Source organism: Arthrobacter zhaoguopingii, assembly GCF_009828605.1.
In the GTDB taxonomy this organism is placed as follows: domain Bacteria; phylum Actinomycetota; class Actinomycetes; order Actinomycetales; family Micrococcaceae; genus Arthrobacter_D; species Arthrobacter_D zhaoguopingii.
The window spans coordinates 15,794-36,804 of sequence record NZ_WIAE01000018.1; the positions used below are offsets into that span (position 1 = coordinate 15,794).

Below are 21,011 nucleotides of genomic sequence, written 5' to 3' on the forward strand. Positions count from 1 at the left end.
TCAGAAGGATAAACAAAAATGGCAACAGGTACCGTGAAGTGGTTCAACGCTGAAAAGGGCTTCGGCTTCATCGCCCCCGACGACGGAAGCGCAGATGTGTTCGCACACTTCTCCGCCATCAACGCCAGCGGCTACCGCTCGCTTGATGAGAACCAGAAGGTTAGCTTCGACACCGAGCAGGGCCCCAAGGGTCCCCAGGCGTCAAACATCCAGCCTCTCTAAGGTCCGGATCTAAAGCAGGGCGGGATTTTCCCGCCCTGCTTTTGTTTAACCCCTTTTCGGGTCCGACGTGCCGGGGCTTTGCGTCGAAGACGTCGAGCCAGGCTCAGGCTCCGCCGGCGCACAGGCCGATGAACGCGCCGAGTTCCTCGAGCGCCTGCGGACGCGACGGGACGTGATGGGTGAGCCCCGGTGCGCGGACGATCACGGCACGCCACTGGCCCCGTGACACTGCCACGTTAATGCGGTTGCGGCTGAGCAGGAACTCAATTCCCCGCGGCGCCTCGGCTGCACTCGAGCAGGCCATCGACACGATCACGACGGCCGCCTCCTGGCCCTGGAACTTATCGACAGTTCCAACCCGGACCCCCGGGTGGCCCGCGGCGTCGAGTGAGGTCCGGATCAGCTGGACCTGCGAGTTGTAGGCAGCGACAACGAGGAGGTCCGCCTCGCCCAGGGGCCGCACTCCGGCGCCATCGCCCGGCGTCCAGTCCCGGCCGAGGTGCCGCACGACCTGGGCCATCACCTCCGCCGCCTCCTCCGGGGAGGAGGTGCTCCGCCGCTCGGTATGGTCAACCATCACGCATTCGACGCCCGGGGCGAGTCCGTCGAGGTGCCGGAGTGCGGCCGACGGCGTGGATTCAAGCCGTCGATCGTAGGAGAGCCGGGAGACAAAGGCGCACAGCGCCGGCTGCATCCGCCAGCTGTCGGCGAGGAAGTACCCGAACCTTTCGGGGAGCGTCGCGTGCCCGTCGGAAAGCCAGCCGAGGGCCGACTCATGAACCGGTTCGGGGTGGCTGCCCTGGGTCACTTGGGGGAGCTGCTGCGGATCCCCGAGCAGCAGCAGCCGCCGGGCCGAGCGTGCCACCGCGAGCGTGTTGGCAAGGGAGAACTGGCCGGCCTCGTCGATGACCAGGAGGTCGAGCGAGCCCGCCGGAACCTTGCTGCCGGTCATCGTCCAGGCGGTGCCGCCGACCAGGCAGCCGGCATCCTCGTGAAGCAGCGCGGCGACGCCGTCGTCGGTGGAGTTAAGCCAGGGAGCGGCGGCATCCGCGGTTTTCTTTGCAACCCTCTCCGGGGGCACCCCGGCCCGGAGAGCGGCCCTGAGCAGGTTCTCGACGACGGCGTGGGACTGGGCGACGACGCCGACCTTCCAGCCGCGGGTGACGAGCCGGGTGATCACCGCGGCGCCGACGAAGGTCTTGCCGGTTCCGGGCGGTCCCTGGACGGCCAGATAGGACGAGTCGAGCCGTTCGACCGCCGCGGTGATGGCGTCAACATACCCGGTGGGCCCGGGAAATGCCGGAGGGAGGGCGCCGCTCGTCAGCCGCGGCGGAGTCCTGCGGAGCAGGTCAAGGCCGGCTCCGTGGGGAAGCTGCGGAATGGCCGATCCGACCTCGGCGGCCACGGCGAGCAGGGCCGCCTCAATGGAAGGGGTGCGGATGGGCTGGTCGGGGGCGAGCGCCACGGGCAGATACGGGTGGGCGGGCGCGCCGGCCCGCAGCCGTTCCTCGAGGAGGATCACGTCCTTCCCGCCGTCGGTTCCGGCAGTGAGCACCTTCGCACCGAACCACCCGCCCCGCCCCGAGTCTGCGGAGTCGACCCCATCGGGCAGGGGCTCCTCGTACACGCTGAACCAGGTGGAGTCCTTCCGGAAGTCCGCACCTTCGGGAAGGACCCCGGTGAGGCGGAGGGTCCGGGAGAGGGAGCGGGCGCGCGGGGTGCGCAGAGCCCAGTCCGTCTCCACCTCGACGGACTCAGGAAGGAACATGTCCCGGGCCTGCGTCCAGTTCTCCGGCGCGGTGCCGAGCCGGTCGAAGTGCTCCCACCAGAACTGCTTGCGCTCACGCCGGTGATAACCCACCGCCGCCGCCACCATCGCCACGGCCTGATCATCGGAACCCTGCGCGGCCCCCGGGAGGGAGCCGAGGTACGCCAGCAGGTGCGCCTCCTCCGGCCGCGGCTCGGACACAGTGCGCTCGCGTTCCGGCGGGTCCGCAGAGGCGGGCCCGATCCCGCGTTCGCCGGCCCGCTCGAGGAGCCAGTTGCGCAGGTGCAGGGTGGAGCGGCAGTCGTACTCGTTGTAGTCCCGGATGCCGGCGAGCAGTTCGGCGGCCCGGGCATCATCACCGGCGTCGCGGACCGCGCAGTACTCGGAGTAGGCGACCACCGAGGCCCCGGCGTCGGTGATCGCTCCGGTTCGGAGGTCGGCCCCCATATAGAGGGGTTCGAGGGCCTTGATGCTGTAGGACTTCTCCGAGATGCGCAGGCTGCGCCGAACGACTTCGTAAAGGTCGATCAGCACCCCCTCGCGCAGCAGGGTGTCCACCGCGTCCTCGCCGAGAATGTGGGTCATTGACAGCCGGCGCAGGGCGCTCTTCTCGTAGGCGGCGTAGTGGTAGATGTGGAGGCCTGGATACCGTGCGCGGCGCTCGGCGACATAGTCGAGGAAGCTGCTGAAGGCCGTCCGCTCTTCGGCGCGGGAGTGGGCCCAGAACGCCCGGAACGGCGGCTTCGAACCGGCATCGCGGGCATTCTCGACGACGCCGAAAAGGTACTCGATTCCCCAGGATCCCGTTCCGGGGTCTTGCCACAGCGGGTCGCCCTCGAAGTCGAAGAAGACATCCCCCTCGTTGGGCGGAGGCAGCAGGCCCAGGGCGTGGCCGGGCAGAACCTTGTACCCAAGGCGTCGGGACGTGCCGTCGGCGCCGGTGTAGTCGACGCCGCCGTCGGCTTCCTCGAGGCCCGTCTGCATCCGGGCCTGGTCGCGCAGCCGCGCGAGGGCCGGGGACCCCCCGGCCGCTTCGCCCGCCGCAAGCTGGTCGATCGTGAAAATGCCTGCTTTCCGCAGTTCGGCGCGCTGGGCGAGGCTCAGGTTCGCCACGAGCAGCAGATCCCGCGTTGACTCAACCATCTGCTGGCAGTAGTCGCACCGGCCGCAGGCGCTATGGCCCGGGCCGTCCCATTCGACGGGGTCGGGTTGGGCTCGGTGCGCCGCCAGCAGGTCGAGGAACCGTGCCCGGCGTTCCCGGTAGACCGGGATGAGATCGTCGAGGCTGTGGACGCTCGAGGTGCTGTCGCCGAGGACGAGGGTCACCTGGGGTGCCGGGGTGAGCCCGGCGCGCAGCAGTTGGTCGCCGTAGGCTGCAAGCTGCAGCAGGGCGCCGACCTTCGCGTGCCGGGCGAGCTTGGTGTCCCACACCGCGTAGCCCTCGCCGGTGTGGACCAGGAAGTCGGAGCGGCCGTGGAACACCCCGTCGAAGAAGGAGGCCTGGAACACAACGCCGGCCCCGGCGCGCAGGGCCCCCAGCGATTCCTCATGCTTCGCCGTCAGAGTGGCGCGGTCCATGGTGGCCGCCGGAACCACCTCGTACACGCCGCCCGGGTTCCCGGGGGAGTACGTGCCGAGCTCGGCGGTGAACTTCTCGAGGACCAGGTGCTCGTGCACGTCGCCCAGGGTTGCGGCACGCTGGAGCATCTCATCGGCGGCGAACTCGGCCGGCGGAGTGCGGCCGAGTTTCTCATCGAGGATCCGCAGGACGCGGTACTCGCACTCGGCGGCGTTGACAAGGTCGCTGGCCGAGAACACCAGGTCGGCCCCGGTGTCCGGTGCGGCGTTTTCAAGCAGGAACACTGGGCCTCCCGGCGGCTGGGCGATCAGCAACAATCTACCAAGGGGGATGCGGTAGCGTGGAAGGGCCTGTTTACCCTTCGGATGGTCCCGGCCCGAGGCGCTGCCACCAGCAGCTGGGGTGCGCCTTCAGTTTTTTACCGGCTCCGCCCGAACATCCACTGCCTTTGGAGATTCATGAATCCGCTCACCCTGTTTCGGACCGTCGCCGTGGCCGAGGCTCTCACCTGGGCGTTCCTGCTCACCGCCATGTTCTTCAAGTACGTCACCCAAAGCACCGAAGCGCTTGTGCCGCCGGCCGGCGGGATCCACGGGTTCGTGTTCCTCTGCTTCGTCGCGACCACGGTGTTCGTCTGGATCAACTCGAAGTGGTCATGGCGGACGGGCGTGCTCGGACTGGTCTCAGCAGTGGTGCCCTTCGCCACCATCCCCTTCGAGCTGATGGTTCAGCGCAGGGGGTTGCTCAGCGGCCCGTGGCGCCTCCGCCCGGGCGGGGAAGCTCCCGGGAACCCCGTCGAATCCCTCCAGGCCTGGGTGCTGCGCAGTCCGGTGCTCGCCGCGGCGCTCGCCGTCGTCGGCATCGGGGTCGTCTTCACGCTGCTGCTGATCGCCGGTCCGCCCGTCGCGGCGGGCTGAGGTGCACCCCGGGCGGTGCGGGGTGCGTCGGCGGCCCTACCTGCCGGCCAGGTCGGGGTGGTGCAGTTCGGCGACGTCCGGGTGGGCGCGCAGGCGCCCCTTGAGGACGTTCTCCCCGTAGGAGGAGAGCATCGGGTTCTCAGGATCGTCGGTGATGCCGGTCGCTGCCGCCGCGAGCTCCGCGGGGAGCACCACCGGTTCGATGACGGCGTCAAGCCGGGGGGACCAGAAGAACGGGACCGCATACCGGTCCACTCCGGGCGGAGGAGAGGCCACCCGATGGACGGTGGCGGCGAGGTATCCCTGGGTGGCTACTTCGAGCATCTCCCCGAGGTTGACAACGAGCGCCCCGGGAATCGGTTCGACCGGCACCCACTCGGAGCGTCCCCGGGGAAGCACCTCAAGCCCGCCCACCTCGTCCTGGAGCAGGAGGGTGACGAACCCGTAGTCGGCGTGGGAACCGACGCCCTGTCCTCCGGCTTCGCCGTCGCCCCCCACGTAGTGGACAAGCTTCGCCATCCACGCCGGCGTGCCGTCGAAGGGTTCGGCGAAGTGCTCCTCGGGCAGGCCCAGGGCCACCGAGAGGGCGCCGAGCAGTTCGGCCCCCACGGTGGAGAGCAGTTCCGCCCAGGCCATCGCGGAGCGTTCGAGTTCGGGAAGGGCCTCGGAGGGCCACTGGTTGGGCCCCTGGAGCAGCCAGTACGGCTGGTCCGCGGGGTAGCTCTCGAGGGGCGCGCGGTCCGGGGAGAAGTCGATCTGTTCGCGGGCATCGGGTCTGCCGCGGGTGATCTCGGTGCCCAGCCGGGCGTAGCCCCGGAAGTGAGGGGACTGCCGGTTGTCGAGCCGCAGGCGCTCCTCGAGCGGCAGGTCGAAGAACCGGCGGGCCACCGACAGCAGGTCCTCGGCCTGGGTGGCGGAGGCTCCGTAGTTGGTCACCTGGAAGAAGCCGACGGTGTGCGCGGCGTCGCGGAGCCGGTCGATGAACCGGGGATCGAAGGAACCATCGGGGCGGCGGGCCGTGCCGAGGTCGAAGACGGGGATTGTGCTTGAAACCATGCCGGGAGACTACGCCCGGTGCGGGCCCGGCCGTGCGCCCGGGTTACGTTTCGTGTCGCCGGGCCGCCTAGAGGCCGGCCAGCCGAAGGAGGACCGCGAGTCCCTGAGGGCTCCCCGGCCAGTGGCGCTCAACGGCCCCGGCGCCGGCACGGCGGACGGTGAGGCGAAGGACGAGGGCGACCAGGAGGACGTCGTCGGCATAGCCGATGCCGGGGAGGAAATCCGGAACCAGGTCGATCGGCAGCAGCAGATACGCGAGGAGCAGCAGGAGCGCCACGCGCACGCCGGCGGGGACCGTCCGGTCGGCGGCGAGGCGCCGCAGCAGGCGGAGCAGGTCGGGCAGGAACCGTAGGGCATCGGTCATGGTGAGGGTCTCGGGGTGGGCCCGGGCATACGCGGCGAGGCCAAGGAGCAGCAGCGCATAGGTCCCGAGCGCCACCGCCAACCAGCCAAGGACAACCGTTCCGTCCATGAACCTCCTGTCGGGGATGAATCTCTGCCGCCTCAGATGCAACATGCGTATCTTCCCACTGGTGAGTCGGCGGGCTATAGTTCTCATGCCGCCTTACACAGATCGCATCGATGGGGGAACCTTCCACGCGGGCTCGGGCCGGTTCGCAGTTCTATCAGCGAGGTGCAGCACCTCAACCGCTTTTCCCTGGAAGGAATCTCCGATGTCCCAGTATGCGCACCAGAGCAGGCCCGCGTATCCCAGCGAGCAGCCCTTCAGCGGCGGAGGGCAGTTCTACCGCGGGGCAGGTACGCCGGCGGACTCGCTGGCCGGCAAGAAACACATGCAACTCTCCCTGGCCTTCGGGTTCCTGAGCTTCTGGATTCCCATCGTCTTTGTGCCCCTGGCCCTGATTCAGGCGGGTAGGGCCGAGCGGCTGGACGAGCCCTCCACCGCGGGCAAGATCCTCGCCTGGACGGCCGTCGGCTACTGGATCCTCTCGGCGATCTGGGGGTTCATCCTTTATGCCTTCATCACCAGCCAGCTTCCGATGCTCCTGGATTCCGTACCTCCGGTGTACAGTCCACCTGTCTAGCCAACAGCGCGGGGCCCGGTCAGGGACCGTTCGAGGATGAAGTCATCTTCGAGCCGCCCTCCCAGACGGAAGGTCTTCGTTCCGGCGAGGCGGAAGCCGCTGCGCGAGTAAAACCGGATGGCCCGTTCGTTCTCCTGGTTGACGCCGAGCCAGATGCCCGGCATTCCGGTGCCGGCCGCCGTCTCCAGTGAGGCCTCCATCAAGGCCCGTGCGGCGCCGGCGCCGTGGTGGGCGGGATCGATATAGAACTTGCTGAGCTCCACCGCAGGAAGTACGGTCAAGGCCTCGCGGATCCGGGCATCCTCCGGCTGGGCTCTCACCAGCATGCTGTAGCCGCCGAGCCCACGTTCCGTCGAACCCGCGGCGTCCGATCCATCAACGGCCGGTGGGAGGTCTACGCACAGGATCATCCGGTCGGGGTCGCCGAGATGCTCCGCGAAGCGGGTCTCCGACAGTTCGGTCTCAAGGAAGCGCTGGATATCCCGGGGGTCCGAGCTCGGAGGACAGGCAAGGGGGAAGGTCACGGCGGCGCAGGCAGCCAGCGCGGCGGCGTCGGCGGGAACCGCTGGGCGGACGGTGAAGCTCATCCCGTCATTATTGCCGTTGCAGGGCGGTGCCGTCCGCCGGGCCGATTGGGAGAACGTTCCGGATTGGGTGATCCCGGCTGAACCGGACACCCCCGTGAACGGGACAAGCCCCGGTGGAAGGAACCCATCCACCGGGGCTTGTGCTTCATTTCGGGCGCATCGGCGCCTCTAGGTGCGTTGGTGCGTTCTGCGCCCCGGGTCAGGCAGCCGTGACGGAGCCCGGCTTGTGGGTGGTGTGGACCGGCTTGTCGGGCACGTGCGCGGGGCGGCGCTTGGCGAACTCCGCCCGCAGTTCGGGAAGGACAAGTTCGCCGAAGAGATCGAGCTGGTTCAGCACCGTCTTCAGCGGCAGGCCCGCGTGGTCGATGAGGAACAGCTGGCGCTGGTAGTCGCCGAAGTATTCCTGGAAGGAAAGGGTCTTTTCGATGACCTCCTGCGGGCTGCCGACCGTCAGGGGAGTCTGGGCCATGAAGTCCTCCATCCGCGGGCCGTGGCCGTAGACCGGGGCGTTGTCGAAGAACGGACGGAACTCCTTGATCGCGTCCTGGGACTTCCGGGCCATGAAGAACTGACCACCGAGGCCCACGATCGCCTGGTCGGCTGCGCCGTGGCCGTAGTGGGCGTAACGCTCGCGGTAGAGCCCGATCAGCTGCTGGTAGTGCTCCTTGGGCCAGAAGATGTTGTTCGCGAAGAACCCGTCGCCGAAGTAGGCGGCGATCTCGGCGACCTCCGGGGTGCGGATGGAGCCGTGCCAGACGAAGGGTGCGACGCCGTCGAGCGGGCGCGGGGTCGAGGTGAAGTTGCGCAGCGGAGTGCGGAACTTGCCCTCCCAGTTCACCACGTCGTTGTCCCACAGCTGGCGCAGCAGGTTGTAGTTCTCGATGGTCAGTTCGACGCTGTCCTGCTGGTTCTTCCCGAACCAGGGGTAGACCGGCCCCGTGTTGCCGCGCCCAAGGATCAGGTCGACCCGGCCGTCGGCCAGGTGCTGCAGGGTGGCGAAGTCCTCGGCGATCTTCACCGGGTCGTTCGTGGTGATCAGCGTGGTGGAGGTCGAGAGCTTGATCCGCTCGGTCTGCGCGGCAATGTAGCCGAGGATCGTCGTCGGGGAGCTGGCGTAGAAGGGCGGGTTGTGGTGCTCGCCGGTGGCATAGACGTCCATGCCGATCTCTTCGACCTTCTTGGCGATGGCGACGGCTGCCTTGATGCGCTCGCCCTCGGTGGGGGTCTTGCCGGTGAGCGGGTTGCGGGTGACATCACTAACAGTGAAAACGCCGATTTCCATGATTTTTCTCCAAAGGGTGGTGCTGGTTTTTGAGGGGTTGGCTTGTGTGAAGCGCGGGCGCCGGTTTCAGGCGGCTACGCGCGGTGACCGGCGGTTGACGATCCAGGCCGCGGCGGCCAGGACCATCACGACGGCGATCACGAGAGTTGTTGACGTGGTGAGCCCGAGCGGGCCGGTGAGGGCGCCGATCGAGAGGACCGGGATGGCCAGGCCGCTTTGGGCTGCGATGAAGTAGGCCGCGACACTCTTGGCGTGGCTCTCATGCGGTACAGCGCGCGCAAGCTGTCCCAGGCCTCCCATGAAGGTGAGGCCGGCGCCGAACCCGCCGATGACCGTGCCAAGACCGAACACTCCGAGGTTTCCCGTGAGGAACCCGGTGAGGACGAGGGCGAGGGCCGCGATCAGCAGGGGAAGTCCGCGGAGGATTGACCACCGGGGTGCTTTCGCGCGGAAGGTGAGCTGGGCGATCACACCGATCTCAAAGAGGATGAAGGTCGCAAGCCCGGCGATCGCGAGGTTGTGCACGTCGAGGGTCTGCGAGATGAAGCGGGGAGTCAGGCTCGAGAACAGGCCAAGCAGGGTGAAGGTCGGAATGACTGCCACCGCCGACCTGCCATAGATTCCCCTCGCGGAGCGTGGCACTCCAACCCGGGGCGCCCAGTTGATCTTGCCGGCCGTGCGCGGATGGGTTTCGGGAACGAAGAACGTCAGCAGGAATGCTGCCGCCACAAGTGCGCCGAAGACGACGAAGATCAGGGCCGTCGGCGCCGGGAGGTACTGGGCGAAGACGCCTGCGACCAGCGGGCCAAGGCCCAGCCCACCCATGTTGGCGGCGGTTGAGATCATCGAGGGAAACGCCTTATTGGAACCCCGGTACAGCTCCGCGAGGGCCGCGGTGGCTGCCGACGTCATCAGGCCGACGCCGATACCGCTGAGGAACCGCCCCGCGAGCAGCATGGGGACGTTTGCGGCGAAGAGGAAGAACAGCGTGGAGCCGATGGTCAGCGACAGCGCTGCGAAGGCCAGCGGCCTGCGGCCGACCTGGTCGGAGAGACCTCCAAAGAAGATCAGGGCGAGCAGGGTTCCCAGGACGTAGACGGCGAACACCCAGGTCGTGGTTTCGGCGCCGAATCCGAAGTCTTCACCCCAGAGGGTGTAGAGGGGGATCGGCAGGGTGCCACCGGTGGTGAGCAGCGCGAAGGTCGTTGCGATGATAGCGAATGAGGCGGTGTAGCGGGTCTGCGGTAGCCGGGCCATGTCAGATGTGCCTTTGGTCGGGTCGGTTTACTGGTGCGGTGTGGAGCAGGACTCGAACGATGAGACCGGAGGCTGCGCCTAGCAGAGGGAAAAGGATGCCTGCCCAGGGCGGCAGGTCGGCGATGCCGAACAGGGCATCCACCGAGAGCGCGCCCGGGCCGGTGAGGCTCAGCGCGGCGGCGATGACGATCAGCACCAGCGGGTACTCGTACCCGTCGTGCTGGACCCAGAGTCCCTTCCGGGCTTTGACCGTCACGGCGACGGTCATCACTCCGATCGCTACCATGCCCGCAAGCGGGGTCAGGGCACCGAAAGCGAGAAAGAGACCGGATCCGAGCTGCCCGAGACCCGCGGCCAGTGCCGTGTAGGCACCGCCGCGAAATCCATCGGAGCGGAACTCGTCAATGCCGCCCTGGAGCCCCGAGCCTCCCAGCCGGAAGGAAATTTTCTGCAGCCCGTGGCCGGCGATTAGCAGCCCGATCACCACCCGCAGCAGCAGGATTCCAATATCGGCATTCATGAACCGGTCTCTTTTCTCGTTTTACCTGGGTTTGTCGTTGTGCCTGGTGCTGACCGGCCGGGCGGCCGGTCAGCGGGGCGTGCTTTTCAGCCGGGTGCTGGTCAGCCGGCGTTTCCGCCGATGAAGTCACCGGCGTAGTGCATACCCAGGCCGTAGACGCCGCCGTGGGCCTTGACGACCTCGGTGACGGGCAGGTAGGTCTCGCCGCGGGCCCAGTCGCGCTGGAGTTCGAGCAGGACCTGGATCCAGGTCACGGGAACGGCGCCGGCGCGGGTCATGCGCTCCATGGCGTTGTCGTGGGCTTCGGTGGTGACTCCGCCGGAGGCGTCGGAGACGACGTAGACCTCGTAGCCCTGGCCCAGCGCGGAGAGCGCGGGAAGGACAAGGCATACCTCGGTCCACAGGCCGGACAGGACGATCTTGGTGCGGCCGGTGGCCTTGATCGCCTCGACGACGCGCTCGTCTTCCCAGGCGTTCATGGTGGTGCGGTCGATGATCTCCTGGCCCGGGAACACCGCGGCCAGGTCCGGGACGATGTTGCCGGAGAAGGACTGGGCGGCCACGGTGGTCAGGATGGTGGGCACGTTGAAGGCCTTGGCGGTCTTGGCCAGGCCGATGGTGGCGTTGATGATCGAGGTGCGGTCTCCGCTGCCGACCCCGAAGAACATCTGGGGCTGGTGGTCAACGAAGAGGAACACGCTGTTATCGGGCGTGAGCAGGTCGTCACTGGGGGTGGCGGTGACGTTGGCGAAATCGATGGTGGTCATTTCTTCTTTTCCTTTGAACTGGTTTCTGCTGAATGTCGTGCGAATGATGTCGTACAGGTTCTGCTTATTCATGGGGGCTTAGTGCGCGTGCGTTTCGAACGCGTTGTCGGCAATGGTGGGGGCCGCGCCGTATCGGGCTGCGCGCCACTGCCTCTGCTGCTCGGACTCGGCTGCGGCCTGGGCGAGCAGTTCGGCCTGGCGGCCTCCGGCCATCGAAGGCTTGGGGGTCGCCTGATAGCCGCCGTAGTGGGCCACTGGACTCCACAGCGGGGACACCCTGGGCATTTCCTCGTCCTGGCCCTGGTAGTCTCCGGCCGCGTACACGATCCGGCCGCCGACGACGGTGAACAGGGACTCGATGTGCGGGATATCCCGCTCGTCGATAGTGAAGAAGTCGTCCGAGAGGATCGAGAGGTCTCCGTAGAAGCCCTCCCGCAGGACGCCCTTCACGTTGTCCTCGCCGGTCAGCTTGGCGCCGGCGACGGTGAACATCTCGAGCGCCTGCTCGCGGCTCACGCGGTTCTCGGGCGGGTAGATGAGGGTGTCCCCGACTGTTCGTCCGGAAACCAGCCAGTGCAGGGCAACCCAGGGGTTGTATGAGGAAACGCGGGTGGCGTCGGTTCCTGCGCCGACGACGAGTCCGCGGTCGAGCATCTTGCGGATCGGCGGCGCTTCGGCTGCCGCACCGGCGCCGTAGCGCTGGACGAACGCCTCCCCCTGGAAGGACATGCGGTTTTGGATGGAGAGCGCTCCGCCCAGGGCCGCGACCCGGTCGAGGCTTCGGCCGCTGATCGTCTCGGCGTGGTCGAAGATCCACCGGTTGTCTCCGGGAAACAGGCCCTCGGCGGCAAGCTTCTCGAAGACCGCGAGGTCCCGCTCGATGGTCTCGTTGTAGGTGGCGTGGAGGCGGAAGTTCCAGCCGTTCTCCATCATGAGGCGGACGGCCTTCTCGAACTCAACCTCGTAGTCGGGGGAGAGCTCGGGACGCGGTTCGGTGAAGTTCTCGAAGTCGCCGGCGGCCCAGGTGAGGTTCTCACCGGCACCGTTGAGCCGGAGCCACTCGTCGCCGTCGCCCGGGCGGACCGTCTCGGTCCAACGGCGGAGGTCGTCGACTTCCTGTCCGGCGACCTGCGGGAAGAGATGGTAGGCGATGCGGAGGGACAGCTTGCCCTCGTTCGCCAGGTCCATCACCGTGCGGTAGTTGTCGGGGAAGTTCTGAAACCCGCCGGCCGCGTCGATCGCGGAGGTCAGTCCAAACCGGTTCAGTTCCCGCAGGTACTGGCGGGTCGAGTCTTTGCGTTCCTCAGCGGGCAGCAGCGGAGCCTTGGCCAGGGTCGAGTAGAGGACCAGTGCGCTCGGCGCTGCGAGGAGGAGTCCTGTGGGCTCGCCGTCGCGTCCGCGGACGATCTGTCCGCCCTTGAAGTCGGGCGTCTCCCTGGAGTAGCCGGCGGCCTTCACTGCGGCGCGGTTGAGCAGCGCGGAGGAGTAGAGGTTGAGGATGAACACCGGGGTGTCGGGGGCTGCCGCGTTGAGCTCGGCGAGGGTGGGAAGGCGCTTCTCGGCGAACTGCTCCTTCGTGAAACCGCCAACCACGCGGACCCACTGGCCCTTTGGGGTGCGGGCCGCCTGCTCGCGGAGCATCTGCATCGCCAGCTTCAGGGTGGGCACCCCGTCCCAGCGCAGCTCGAGGACATAGTTGAGGCCACCACGGATCACGTGGAGGTGCGAGTCGTTCAACCCGGGGACGACCCTGCGGTTCTGCGCATCGACCACCTTTGTGCCGGGTCCGGCGACCTTGGCGATGTCGGCGTCGTCGCCGATGACTGTGATCTTTCCATCCCGGACGGCGACGGCGGTCGCCTGCGGGCGTGCCGGATCGCCGGTGAAGATCTTGCCGTTTCGAACAATCAGATCAGCGGGTTCGACCGCATCTGCGCGGGGGGTAATCCCGGCTACAGGCATTGTGGGCATATCTGCCCACCTCCAATCGACTAACAAACGTGTTCGCTCGGACCGTGGCGGTCCGGGTGCGGTGTGTACAACTTCGCTTCCATGTAATTTATTTCCATGGAAGATATTTCCGGACAACAGACGCCACGCTGGTCAACAGGAGCGGCTTTCGGTCGAAAAAAGACGCAGCCGGGAGGCCCGACGGCGTCTTCTGGAGGTGACGGCTTCGCTCAGCCGACCGGTGTGGACCGCGGACCCGAGGCGGTCAGCGTTCCCCGACCGTCGGAGAGGTCCGCATCCGGTGCGGAGGCGCCCTTGTCCGGAGCCGACGGATCCGCGTTCGGTGCGGAGGGACCTGCTGCTGATGGGGGTGTCGCGGCCGCGGGTTGAATGTCAACGGTGCCTCGCAGCGCGGTTTCCTTGATGAACAGCACGCTGAGCAGAGCCAGGACGGCGATGCCGGCGGTGATCAGGAAGATCAGGGCCGTACTTTCAGCATAGGCGGCCCGGATGATGTCGCCCACCGCTGCGGGCAAGCCGGCCGGGTTGAGGGATGTGCCGGTGTCGGTAGTGCCGGTCGAGAGCCCGGCTGCCCGAAGTCCCTCCGCCGTCCGGGCCGCTGTCGAGTTTCCGAGGACTGCCCCCAGTGCGGCGACGCCGGCCGCTCCGCCGATGGTGCGGAAGAACGCCACCGATGCGCTGGCGGAGCCGACATCCTTCACCGACACCGTATTTTGCACGGCGAGCACGAGGTTCTGCATCAACATCCCGAGGCCCAGCCCGAAGAGGAAGATGAAGCTGCCGACGAACCAGAGGCTGGTGAGTTCGTCGATGGTGCCCGCGAGGGCGAGCCCGAGGACCAGCAGGACCGCCCCGCCGACAAGGAAGCGCTTCCACCGCCCGAACCGGGTGATCAGCTGGCCGGAGGCGACGGAGCCGATCAGGTTTCCGGCGATCATGGGGAGGGTCAGCAGGCCGGCGTCGGTCGCGGTGAAGCCGCGTGCCACCTGGTAGTACTGGCCCAGGTAGGTCGTCGAGGCGAACATGGCGACTCCCACGGCTAGGGAGGCGAAGATCGCCAGGGCGGTGGTGCGCTCGGTGATGATCTTCAGCGGGATCACCGGCTCGGCGGCCCTCGACTCCACGAGGACCAACAAGCCCAGGAGCAGCACGCTGCCGCCGACCATCAGCCCGCTCTGCCAGGAGACCCACCCGAAGGTGCTCTCCTTGCCGACGAAGGAGACCCAGATCAGGAGGGTGCTCACTCCCGCGGTCAGCAGTACCGAGCCAACCCAGTCAATCGAGACGCGCCGGGCGGTGGAAGTGAGCCGAAGGGTCAGTTGGAGCAGGATGAGGGCAATAACTGCCAATGGCACGACGACGAAAAAGGTCCAGCGCCAGCCCAGCGGCGAATCCACGATGACTCCGCCGAGCAGCGGCCCGGCCGCGGTGGCGGCGGCGATTACTCCGCCGAGGTACCCCGAATAGCGTCCCCGTTCCCGGGGTGAGACCATGGCGCCGATGATCGCCATTGACACGGCGGTCAGCCCGCCCATGGCTATGCCCTGGATGGCGCGGCCCGCCAGCAGGACGGGGATGGTCGAGGCGAATCCCGCAAGCACCGAACCCGCCACGAAAACGACAATGCTCAGCTGTACCAGGAGCTTCTTGTCGAACAGATCCGCCAGCTTTCCCCATAGAGGAGTGGTCACCGCGCCGGCGAGCAGGGCGGCGGTGATGACCCACGCGAAGTCCGTCTGTGAGCCGTTGAGGTCCGCAATGATGGCCGGCAGGGCGTTGGCCACGATGGTGCTGCTGAGGATTGCCGTGAAGAGTCCGGCGAAGAGGCCGGTGAGCGCTTGGAGGACCTGCCGCTGGGACATTGCGGCACCTGCCTGTGGTGGCCGGGTGGGGGAGGGGGCTGGGGGAGTGGTCATTGTGCTGCCTTAGGTGGGGGTGGGGTGCGCGGTGGGGCGGGCCGGTCAGCCGGCGGCCCGATCGAGGAGTTCCTGGAAGGGGACCGGGTCCTGGCTGGTCCGAAAAGTGCGCGGAGAATTGCGGAGTATTCCGCCGAGTTCCCGGGCTGCGCGGTGGATCCGCTGTTCCAAGGGCTGTATTGACGCCTCGCCGGAGCCCCAGTCCTCCGGTGAGGCGTAGACGGCGGTGGGGACGACAACCGCCCGGAGGTAACTGAACAGGGGGCGCATCGCGTGGTCGAGCATCAGGGCGTGGCGGGCGCTTCCCCCGGTGGCTCCCATCAGCACCGGCATCCCCTCCAGGGCGGTGGGGTCCAATACATCGAAGAAGGACTTCAGCAGGCCGCTGTAGGAGCCGGAGAAAACGGGGCTTACAACGATGAGGGCATCGGCGTGGGCAAGGCGATCGATGACCGAGGCAAGCGCAGGCGCGGGAAAGCCGGTTAGAAAGTTGTTGGCGATGTCCACGGCGTGGTCCCGCAGTTCCACCGCCTCGACCTCGACCGGCTGGTTGCGGAGCGCCATTTCCGCTCGAACCCCATCGGCCAACTGATCGGCGAGCATCCGGCTGGAGGACGGAGCCCCCAGTCCTGCAGACACTGCCAGGATCCTTTGCGTAGTCATTTCGAACTTTCCTTCCACTCAATCTTTTATGTTGCCGGGCACGTATCTACAACCGGCTCCGGGACTCTTCCATTCCCCGGCACGCCGTAGCCGAACGGGGAATAGCCAGCCGCGTCCGTCAGTTGTGTGGTTGGCAACCTAAAGGCGGAACCAGAGACGCCGCCCCCCACGCCGGTGACGGCGGCGGTATCGGCGCCATGAGATGGAGGAATCATGCAGATTGGCATTTTCAGCGTCGGCGACCGCACGGCGGATCCCGCAACGGGCCGGCTTCCGACGGAACGTGAACGCATCAAGGGAACTGTTGAGATGGCGCTGCGCGCGGAGCAGGCAGGCCTCGATGTGTTCGCCACCGGGGAACACCACATCCCGCCCTACATAACCTCATCGCCCACAACGCTTCTCAGCTATATCGCCGCCAAAACCAGCACCCTCCACCTGTCCACCTCGACCACCCTGATCACTACGAACGATCCCGTGAAGATCGCCGAGGACTACGCGATGCTCCAGCACCTGGCGGACGGTCGCCTCGACCTGATGCTGGGCCGCGGAAACAGCGGTCCTGTCTACGGGTGGTTTGGTAAGGAAACTCGCAAGGGTGTCGACCTGGCGATCGAAAACTATGCACTGCTGCGGCGGTTGTGGGAGGAGGACCTGGTGACCTGGGGTGGGAAGTACCGCACGCCGCTGCAGAACTTCACTTCTACCCCGCGCCCGCTCGACGGCGCCGCCCCCTTCGTCTGGCACGGCTCGGTGAAGACGCCCGAGATCGCCGAGCAGGCTGCCTACTATGGGGATGGCTTCTTCGCGAACCACATTTTCGGCCCGCCGCAGCGCACCGCCCGGATGATCGGCCTGTACCGCGAACGGTTCGAGCACTACGGGCACGGACCCGCGGACCAGGCCATCGTGGGCCTTGGGGCGCACGCGTTCATCCGGAAGAACTCCCAGGATGCCGTTCGTGACTTCCAGCCCTACTTCGACAATGCACCGATGTTCCCCGGCGGCTCGGCACTTGCGGACTACATGGCACAGACCCCCACTATCGCCGGCAGCCCCCAGCAGGTCATCGAAAAGACGTTGTCCTTCCGTGAGTATGCAGGGGACGTCCGGCGCATCCTGTTCGCCCTGGAAATTGGGGGAGTGCCCCTGGAAACCACGCTTGAACAGATCGACCTGCTCGGAGAGTACGTGGTCCCCGAACTCCGGAAGGAACTCGCCTCCGACGCTGCCTGAGCGCCTCCTGCAAAGGGAGCCGTGCGTTCCCCGTTCCGGGGCCGCCGGGAATAATCCGCACACCGAATCCGCTATACATGTGGCTGGCAACGTAAGTCGTCATTGACACACCTTGGCCCGAAGCCATCCCAGCCCCAGGCTTCGGAATATCTCCGGAACGTTATCCGCTACACATGTGGTCGGCAACCTAAAGGGAAGCCACCGCCCCCGATCCACCACCCCCAGCGGCCTCAGGGCCGCAAACCACGCAGCACCGACACCTATCGATTGGACAAACATCATGACGAACCTCTGGGACCCCATCTCCTTCGGCAACATCTCCCTGAACCACCGACTCGCGATGGCTCCGATGACCCGAAGCCGGGCCAATGAGGACGGCACGCCCGGACCGCTGACGGCTGAGTACTACACCCAGCGGGCCTCCCTGGGACTGCTGATCACCGAAGGTGTCCAGCCTTCGGATGACGGCCAGGGCTACTTGAACACCCCGGGCATTTACACCGACGCCCACGTGGAGGGCTGGCGCGAAGTGACCACCGCCGTGCATGAGGCCGGCGCCTCGATGTTTTTGCAGCTGATGCACGCAGGGCGCATGTCACACCCCGACAACACCCCCCACCACCGCACCGCGGTGGCCCCGTCGGCCATCGCTCCGGGCGTTCCGATGTTCACTCGGACCGGAGCGCAGGACATCCCCACGCCCAGGGAGCTGAGCGTTGAGGAAATTGCGGCCACAGTGCAGGACTTCCGCACCGCGGCCGCGGCCGCCATCCGTGCCGGGGCCGACGGCGTCGAGCTCCACGGCGCCAACGGGTACCTCCTGCAGCAGTTCTTCGCCCCCAACGCGAATGTGCGCACGGATCAGTACGGGGGATCGATCGAGAACCGCGCCCGCTTTGCCCTTGAGGTCGCCCGCGGCGTTGCTGAGGAGATTGGCGCCGAGCGCACCGGCATCCGCCTCTCCCCGGGCCTGACCCTTGGTGGACTGGATGAGGGCCCTGAGTCGGCCGATCTCTACCGTTACCTCGTCGGTGAACTGGCCAAGCTCGACCTGGCCTATGTGCACGTGCTGCACATCGGTGATGAGGACCTGCTGCGCGACATTCGGGCCGCCTTCCCCAATACGCTGCTGGTGCTGCGTGCCGGGCGGGCCCGTGAGGACGTGGCCGTTGACGTCGAGGCCGGGCTGGCCGACATTGCCCCGATTGCTTCGTGGGCCTTGGCTAATCCGGATGTCGTCGAGCGCCTTCGGACGGGTGCGGAGCTCAATGAGGGCAACCCGGCAACGTACTACGGTGGCGGTGCTGCCGGTTACACCGACTACCCCGTCCTGGAGACTGCCGGCAAGTAATCCGCGCAGCAGGCGACCTGGGCGCAATCGCGCCGAAGTAATCCACACCGAGGGGTGGAGGGGCTCAGTGCCCCTCCGCCCATCCGTGTGCTGCTAGCCGGGCTCCGGCGGTACGCACGTAGCGTCGGCAACGCTAAATCACACGCAAGGAAACCCATGAGCACCAGCACCAACCCCTCAGAACCACCAACGACATCAACCGCGCACTATCGCCCAACACCGCCGACCAAACATCAGCTGGCGTTGATGATCTGGCTGGCCGTCTTCCCCACGCTGACCATCCTTAACCTTGTCTTCGGTACCTGGCTGGGAATGCTTCCCCCCGTTCTGCGCACCTTCGTCCTGGCTACTGTCGCGGTTCCCATCGTGATTTATGGCATCATGCCTCACCTTCACCGCCTTCGCGGTCGGATCCTCGCGCGGAAGCATCGAAGGGCCTGATTGCGGCAATAGCACAGGCAACGCACGGCACATACGTGCTGGCGCCGGCCGCGCCGTGGGGGTGGAGGGACTCACCGCCCGTCCACCCCCACCGGAGGTGTCACAGGCCTCCTGCATCACGCCAGCGGGGGCGGAATGCTAGGGTTGACCCGCTTGGGCGCGGGAGGTCCGACCGGATGTGCCGCCCGTTCCACACCTCAGGAAACGAACCAAAGGCAGCAATCGTGAAATCCCCGAACGGATCTGTGGAGACCCAGTCCTCCATAGCGCGCGACTTTCCCGCAAGTTGGGCGATCTACAGCCTGGCCCGCTCACACCGCGCGCTGGCGGCTTCCATGCTTTCAGATCTTGGACTATTTCCCAGCCAGGAGTTAATCCTTATGCAGCTCTGGGACGAGGATGGCCAGTCCCAGAAGGCCCTTGGTCAGACCCAGCGCTTCGACCATTCCACGATCGCCAAGTCCGTGCGTCGTCTGGAAACCGCGGGCCTGGTCCGCCGGGAAAAATCCACAGTCGATGGCAGGGTCACCCTTGTCTTCCTCACCGACGTCGGCCATGCACTCAAGGACCGCACCCTGGCGACCTGGGAAGAGCTCGAACGCAGAACCGTGCAGCGCCTCACGGCCGAGGAGCAGGCGCAGCTCGTCGCCCTCGCGTGCAAGATCATCCCCAACCTCGAATAGCAGGTTCGGCGCTCCCGGCCCTTGACTGCGGTTAGCACGCTCCGGGCCCGTCGACGTCGATCGGGTGCCTTCACCGCATCAGCCCCTGCGGGCGGAATTCCTCTGCGCCTGCAGGGGCTGATGCGTGGGCGGGACCCGCAGATCGCTGATGCGCCGATGTCCCCCTTCGGCCGGGGCCGGTTCGGAACTACTGCCGGCACGGTGCAGCTAGGGGCACTGAACCTTTGCGCCATTGACCTCGACGGGTGCGCCCGAAGCCAGGCCCTGGCACTGTTCAGTCAGCTCGACGAAGTTCGGCACAAGTGACATGACGACGAAGGCACCGACCACCAGGATCGCCGTGCCGAGAAGCCCAACGATGATTCCGGCGACGGCCAATCCGTTGCCCGTGCCGCTCCTGCGGGCCTTCACCAGTGCGACGATGCTGAGGATAAGTCCGACCGGGCTGATGAGGAACGCGAGAACAAGGCCGGTGATGCTCAGGGTCCTGCTCCCGGAGGTGCGCTGGACGACCCCTCCTTCACCGGACGTCCGGTTGCCATTCTTTGTTTCGGTGTCCTGAAACTGATAATTCGACATATTTTCCTAACGGCCGAAGATGGCTTTGTTGATTGTGCGGCGATGGCATTTTTGAGCCGGCCGCTGATTCCTTTCCAGCCTAGCCTGCCGGAACTTCCGGGAACCGCCGAAAGGGTGAATATCGTCCTCAGGAAGTAGTAATGTCATCCAATGTGCTGAGGGTCGCGGGTGCGCCGCTCAGATGGGGTGACCGCTGCCGCTGCCGGACGATCACTGATCCGAGCGCCGAGAATAGGTGGGCGCATGCGCGAAAGGCAGGAGTTGCTCATTTATCCCGCCCATTGTTCCGGAAAATGCATTTCCGCCGGTTGGCCGGCAATGGCGATATGTTTCCCGATGAATTCCAAAGATGCGATTGCCGTGTTCAGCAGGAATCACATAGCTGGCTCTCCGGCGGTTATTGCGCCTTCCATGCAACTGCCGGGCCCCTTCTGCCGGTTCGTTCCTTCCGTCGGCCCCGCGGTCGGCTGCAGCAGGTGCGCGCCGGCGTCGGAGAGCGCCCCGACCATCTTCGTTCGCTTCCGTGGAATATGCTTGCCGGAAGCAGAATTGTCGGCGGCGACCGAGCAGGAAAGGTTCGAGATGTCATCCCGCGAAGCGAGCTCTACACCGGTGCCCAGCGACGAGGAGGTCATCGCCGAGTGGGGCCAGGTGATCCGGGGATTCTCCGTCACCAACAAGAAGCTCCACCTGGCGGTCGCCGCAGCGTTCAATCTTGACGAACCGGAGACCGAAACCATGCTCCGCCTTGGGGGCAACCCCCTTCATCGGGTGCCGATGACGGTGCTGGCCCGGGAGGCTGCGTTCAGCTCGGGAGGTTTCACCAAGGTTGCCGACCGGCTGGCGCGCCGCCAGCTCGTTCAGCGTTCACCGGGTGCGGATGACCGCCGGATCACCTATCTCGAGTTGACCCCTGCTGGCTGGGAGATGGCCGCCGGTCTCCAACGCCTGGTGGCCGACGTCGTGCGCTCCATCTACGTCGACATCCTGGGCGCCGAGCGGGCCGCTGTTGTAGCCTCGGCCATGCGCGACCTCCGGAAGGCCCACCGCGACGTCGCCTGACTGACGCCGCCTGACTGACGCCGCCTGACTGACGCCGCCTGACTGACGCCGCCTGACTGACGCCGCCTGACTGACGCCGCCTGATTGTCGGGAATCCAGGCGCCGGCC

The 21,011-nt window shown here is 66.6% G+C and carries 20 protein-coding genes; 8 read left to right on the forward strand and 12 right to left on the reverse strand.

What is annotated here, in order from left to right:
* Window positions 1–18 precede the first annotated feature (18 nt).
* Window positions 19–222 (forward strand): cold-shock protein, encoded by a 204-nt coding sequence (locus GVV77_RS16465; RefSeq protein WP_026533290.1) that lies wholly within the window; start codon window positions 19–21, stop codon window positions 220–222.
* Window positions 223–325: 103 nt separating this feature from the next.
* Here the strand turns inward: GVV77_RS16465 and GVV77_RS16470 are convergent, their stop codons facing one another.
* Window positions 326–3,853: a TM0106 family RecB-like putative nuclease gene (locus GVV77_RS16470; protein ID WP_159620196.1), complete on the reverse strand. Its 3,528-nt coding sequence runs from the start codon at window positions 3,851–3,853 to the stop codon at window positions 326–328.
* A gap of 174 nt (window positions 3,854–4,027) precedes the next feature.
* Between GVV77_RS16470 and GVV77_RS16475 the strand changes: the two genes are divergently transcribed.
* Window positions 4,028–4,486 carry a DUF3817 domain-containing protein gene (locus GVV77_RS16475; protein WP_159620198.1) on the forward strand — a complete coding sequence of 153 codons (459 nt, stop codon included), beginning with the start codon at window positions 4,028–4,030 and terminating at the stop codon, window positions 4,484–4,486.
* A gap of 36 nt (window positions 4,487–4,522) precedes the next feature.
* Here the strand turns inward: GVV77_RS16475 and GVV77_RS16480 are convergent, their stop codons facing one another.
* Complete coding sequence (locus tag GVV77_RS16480) at window positions 4,523–5,542, reverse strand: isopenicillin N synthase family dioxygenase (protein WP_159620200.1); 1,020 nt, start codon at window positions 5,540–5,542, stop codon at window positions 4,523–4,525.
* Between the two features lie 67 nt (window positions 5,543–5,609).
* On the reverse strand, window positions 5,610–6,014 hold the full coding sequence (locus GVV77_RS16485; RefSeq protein ID WP_159620202.1) for a DUF1232 domain-containing protein: 405 nt from the start codon (window positions 6,012–6,014) through the stop codon (window positions 5,610–5,612).
* Between the two features lie 202 nt (window positions 6,015–6,216).
* On the opposite strand from GVV77_RS16485, the gene GVV77_RS16490 reads away from it, so the two are divergent.
* Window positions 6,217–6,588 (forward strand): hypothetical protein, encoded by a 372-nt coding sequence (locus GVV77_RS16490; RefSeq protein WP_159620204.1) that lies wholly within the window; start codon window positions 6,217–6,219, stop codon window positions 6,586–6,588.
* Here the strand turns inward: GVV77_RS16490 and GVV77_RS16495 are convergent.
* The 8 genes from GVV77_RS16495 to GVV77_RS16530 form a co-directional block, all read right to left on the reverse strand.
* The gene (locus GVV77_RS16495; protein ID WP_159620206.1) at window positions 6,585–7,175 is read right to left on the reverse strand and encodes a GNAT family N-acetyltransferase; all 591 of its coding nucleotides are present in this window, start codon (window positions 7,173–7,175) and stop codon (window positions 6,585–6,587) included. The genes GVV77_RS16490 and GVV77_RS16495 overlap by 4 nt on opposite strands.
* 199 nt (window positions 7,176–7,374) lie before the next feature.
* A complete protein-coding gene (locus tag GVV77_RS16500) occupies window positions 7,375–8,457 on the reverse strand; it encodes a CE1758 family FMN-dependent luciferase-like monooxygenase (RefSeq protein WP_159620208.1) in 1,083 nt (360 codons plus the stop codon).
* A gap of 66 nt (window positions 8,458–8,523) precedes the next feature.
* Window positions 8,524–9,714 (reverse strand): MFS transporter, encoded by a 1,191-nt coding sequence (locus tag GVV77_RS16505; RefSeq protein WP_159620210.1) that lies wholly within the window; start codon window positions 9,712–9,714, stop codon window positions 8,524–8,526.
* A gap of 1 nt (window position 9,715) precedes the next feature.
* A complete protein-coding gene (locus tag GVV77_RS16510; protein ID WP_159620212.1) occupies window positions 9,716–10,234 on the reverse strand; it encodes a DoxX family protein in 519 nt (172 codons plus the stop codon).
* A gap of 101 nt (window positions 10,235–10,335) precedes the next feature.
* Window positions 10,336–11,001 (reverse strand): hydrolase, encoded by a 666-nt coding sequence (locus GVV77_RS16515; protein WP_159620214.1) that lies wholly within the window; start codon window positions 10,999–11,001, stop codon window positions 10,336–10,338.
* Window positions 11,002–11,079: 78 nt separating this feature from the next.
* On the reverse strand, window positions 11,080–12,972 hold the full coding sequence (locus GVV77_RS16520; RefSeq protein WP_159620216.1) for an amidohydrolase: 1,893 nt from the start codon (window positions 12,970–12,972) through the stop codon (window positions 11,080–11,082).
* A 209-nt stretch (window positions 12,973–13,181) separates the two neighbouring features.
* Window positions 13,182–14,888 carry an MFS transporter gene (locus tag GVV77_RS16525; protein WP_343033077.1) on the reverse strand — a complete coding sequence of 569 codons (1,707 nt, stop codon included), beginning with the start codon at window positions 14,886–14,888 and terminating at the stop codon, window positions 13,182–13,184.
* A gap of 45 nt (window positions 14,889–14,933) precedes the next feature.
* Window positions 14,934–15,551: an FMN reductase gene (locus GVV77_RS16530; protein ID WP_159620218.1), complete on the reverse strand. Its 618-nt coding sequence runs from the start codon at window positions 15,549–15,551 to the stop codon at window positions 14,934–14,936.
* A 213-nt stretch (window positions 15,552–15,764) separates the two neighbouring features.
* On the opposite strand from GVV77_RS16530, the gene GVV77_RS16535 reads away from it, so the two are divergent.
* From GVV77_RS16535 to GVV77_RS16550, 4 genes are all read left to right on the forward strand, one after another.
* Window positions 15,765–16,787, forward strand: a complete 1,023-nt coding sequence (locus GVV77_RS16535; RefSeq protein ID WP_159620220.1) for a CE1758 family FMN-dependent luciferase-like monooxygenase — start codon at window positions 15,765–15,767, stop codon at window positions 16,785–16,787.
* Window positions 16,788–17,067: 280 nt separating this feature from the next.
* The gene (locus GVV77_RS16540; RefSeq protein ID WP_159620222.1) at window positions 17,068–18,138 is read left to right on the forward strand and encodes an alkene reductase; all 1,071 of its coding nucleotides are present in this window, start codon (window positions 17,068–17,070) and stop codon (window positions 18,136–18,138) included.
* 156 nt (window positions 18,139–18,294) lie between these two features.
* Window positions 18,295–18,579: a putative antibiotic biosynthesis monooxygenase gene (locus GVV77_RS16545; protein WP_201293264.1), complete on the forward strand. Its 285-nt coding sequence runs from the start codon at window positions 18,295–18,297 to the stop codon at window positions 18,577–18,579.
* Window positions 18,580–18,914: 335 nt separating this feature from the next.
* Window positions 18,915–19,262, forward strand: a complete 348-nt coding sequence (locus GVV77_RS16550) for a MarR family winged helix-turn-helix transcriptional regulator (protein WP_281350605.1) — start codon at window positions 18,915–18,917, stop codon at window positions 19,260–19,262.
* A gap of 207 nt (window positions 19,263–19,469) precedes the next feature.
* On the opposite strand, the gene GVV77_RS16555 is transcribed toward GVV77_RS16550, so the two are convergent.
* Window positions 19,470–19,841, reverse strand: coding sequence for a DUF4190 domain-containing protein (locus tag GVV77_RS16555; RefSeq protein ID WP_159620224.1), 372 nt, complete (start codon window positions 19,839–19,841; stop codon window positions 19,470–19,472).
* A 582-nt stretch (window positions 19,842–20,423) separates the two neighbouring features.
* Between GVV77_RS16555 and GVV77_RS16560 the strand changes: the two genes are divergently transcribed.
* Entirely contained in the window at window positions 20,424–20,903 is a 480-nt protein-coding gene (locus tag GVV77_RS16560) for a MarR family winged helix-turn-helix transcriptional regulator (protein WP_159620226.1), read from the forward strand.
* Window positions 20,904–21,011: the final 108 nt, after the last annotated feature.

Excerpts from the sequence above, each read along its gene's own strand:
- GVV77_RS16500 (WP_159620208.1), bottom strand. The coding sequence starts at position 8,457 with ATGGAAATCGGCGTTTTCACTGTTAGTGATGTCACCCGCAACCCGCTC.
- GVV77_RS16560 (WP_159620226.1), top strand. The coding sequence starts at position 20,424 with ATGTCATCCCGCGAAGCGAGCTCTACACCGGTGCCCAGCGACGAGGAG.
- GVV77_RS16475 (WP_159620198.1), top strand. The coding sequence starts at position 4,028 with ATGAATCCGCTCACCCTGTTTCGGACCGTCGCCGTGGCCGAGGCTCTC.
- GVV77_RS16530 (WP_159620218.1), bottom strand. The coding sequence starts at position 15,551 with ATGACTACGCAAAGGATCCTGGCAGTGTCTGCAGGACTGGGGGCTCCG.
- GVV77_RS16540 (WP_159620222.1), top strand. The coding sequence starts at position 17,068 with ATGACGAACCTCTGGGACCCCATCTCCTTCGGCAACATCTCCCTGAAC.
- GVV77_RS16465 (WP_026533290.1), top strand. The coding sequence starts at position 19 with ATGGCAACAGGTACCGTGAAGTGGTTCAACGCTGAAAAGGGCTTCGGC.
- GVV77_RS16545 (WP_201293264.1), top strand. The coding sequence starts at position 18,295 with ATGAGCACCAGCACCAACCCCTCAGAACCACCAACGACATCAACCGCG.
- GVV77_RS16505 (WP_159620210.1), bottom strand. The coding sequence starts at position 9,714 with ATGGCCCGGCTACCGCAGACCCGCTACACCGCCTCATTCGCTATCATC.
- GVV77_RS16520 (WP_159620216.1), bottom strand. The coding sequence starts at position 12,972 with ATGCCCACAATGCCTGTAGCCGGGATTACCCCCCGCGCAGATGCGGTC.
- GVV77_RS16550 (WP_281350605.1), top strand. The coding sequence starts at position 18,915 with ATGCTTTCAGATCTTGGACTATTTCCCAGCCAGGAGTTAATCCTTATG.
- GVV77_RS16480 (WP_159620200.1), bottom strand. The coding sequence starts at position 5,542 with ATGGTTTCAAGCACAATCCCCGTCTTCGACCTCGGCACGGCCCGCCGC.
- GVV77_RS16495 (WP_159620206.1), bottom strand. The coding sequence starts at position 7,175 with ATGAGCTTCACCGTCCGCCCAGCGGTTCCCGCCGACGCCGCCGCGCTG.
- GVV77_RS16490 (WP_159620204.1), top strand. The coding sequence starts at position 6,217 with ATGTCCCAGTATGCGCACCAGAGCAGGCCCGCGTATCCCAGCGAGCAG.
- GVV77_RS16485 (WP_159620202.1), bottom strand. The coding sequence starts at position 6,014 with ATGGACGGAACGGTTGTCCTTGGCTGGTTGGCGGTGGCGCTCGGGACC.
- GVV77_RS16515 (WP_159620214.1), bottom strand. The coding sequence starts at position 11,001 with ATGACCACCATCGATTTCGCCAACGTCACCGCCACCCCCAGTGACGAC.
- GVV77_RS16510 (WP_159620212.1), bottom strand. The coding sequence starts at position 10,234 with ATGAATGCCGATATTGGAATCCTGCTGCTGCGGGTGGTGATCGGGCTG.
- GVV77_RS16525 (WP_343033077.1), bottom strand. The coding sequence starts at position 14,888 with ATGACCACTCCCCCAGCCCCCTCCCCCACCCGGCCACCACAGGCAGGT.
- GVV77_RS16535 (WP_159620220.1), top strand. The coding sequence starts at position 15,765 with ATGCAGATTGGCATTTTCAGCGTCGGCGACCGCACGGCGGATCCCGCA.
- GVV77_RS16555 (WP_159620224.1), bottom strand. The coding sequence starts at position 19,841 with ATGTCGAATTATCAGTTTCAGGACACCGAAACAAAGAATGGCAACCGG.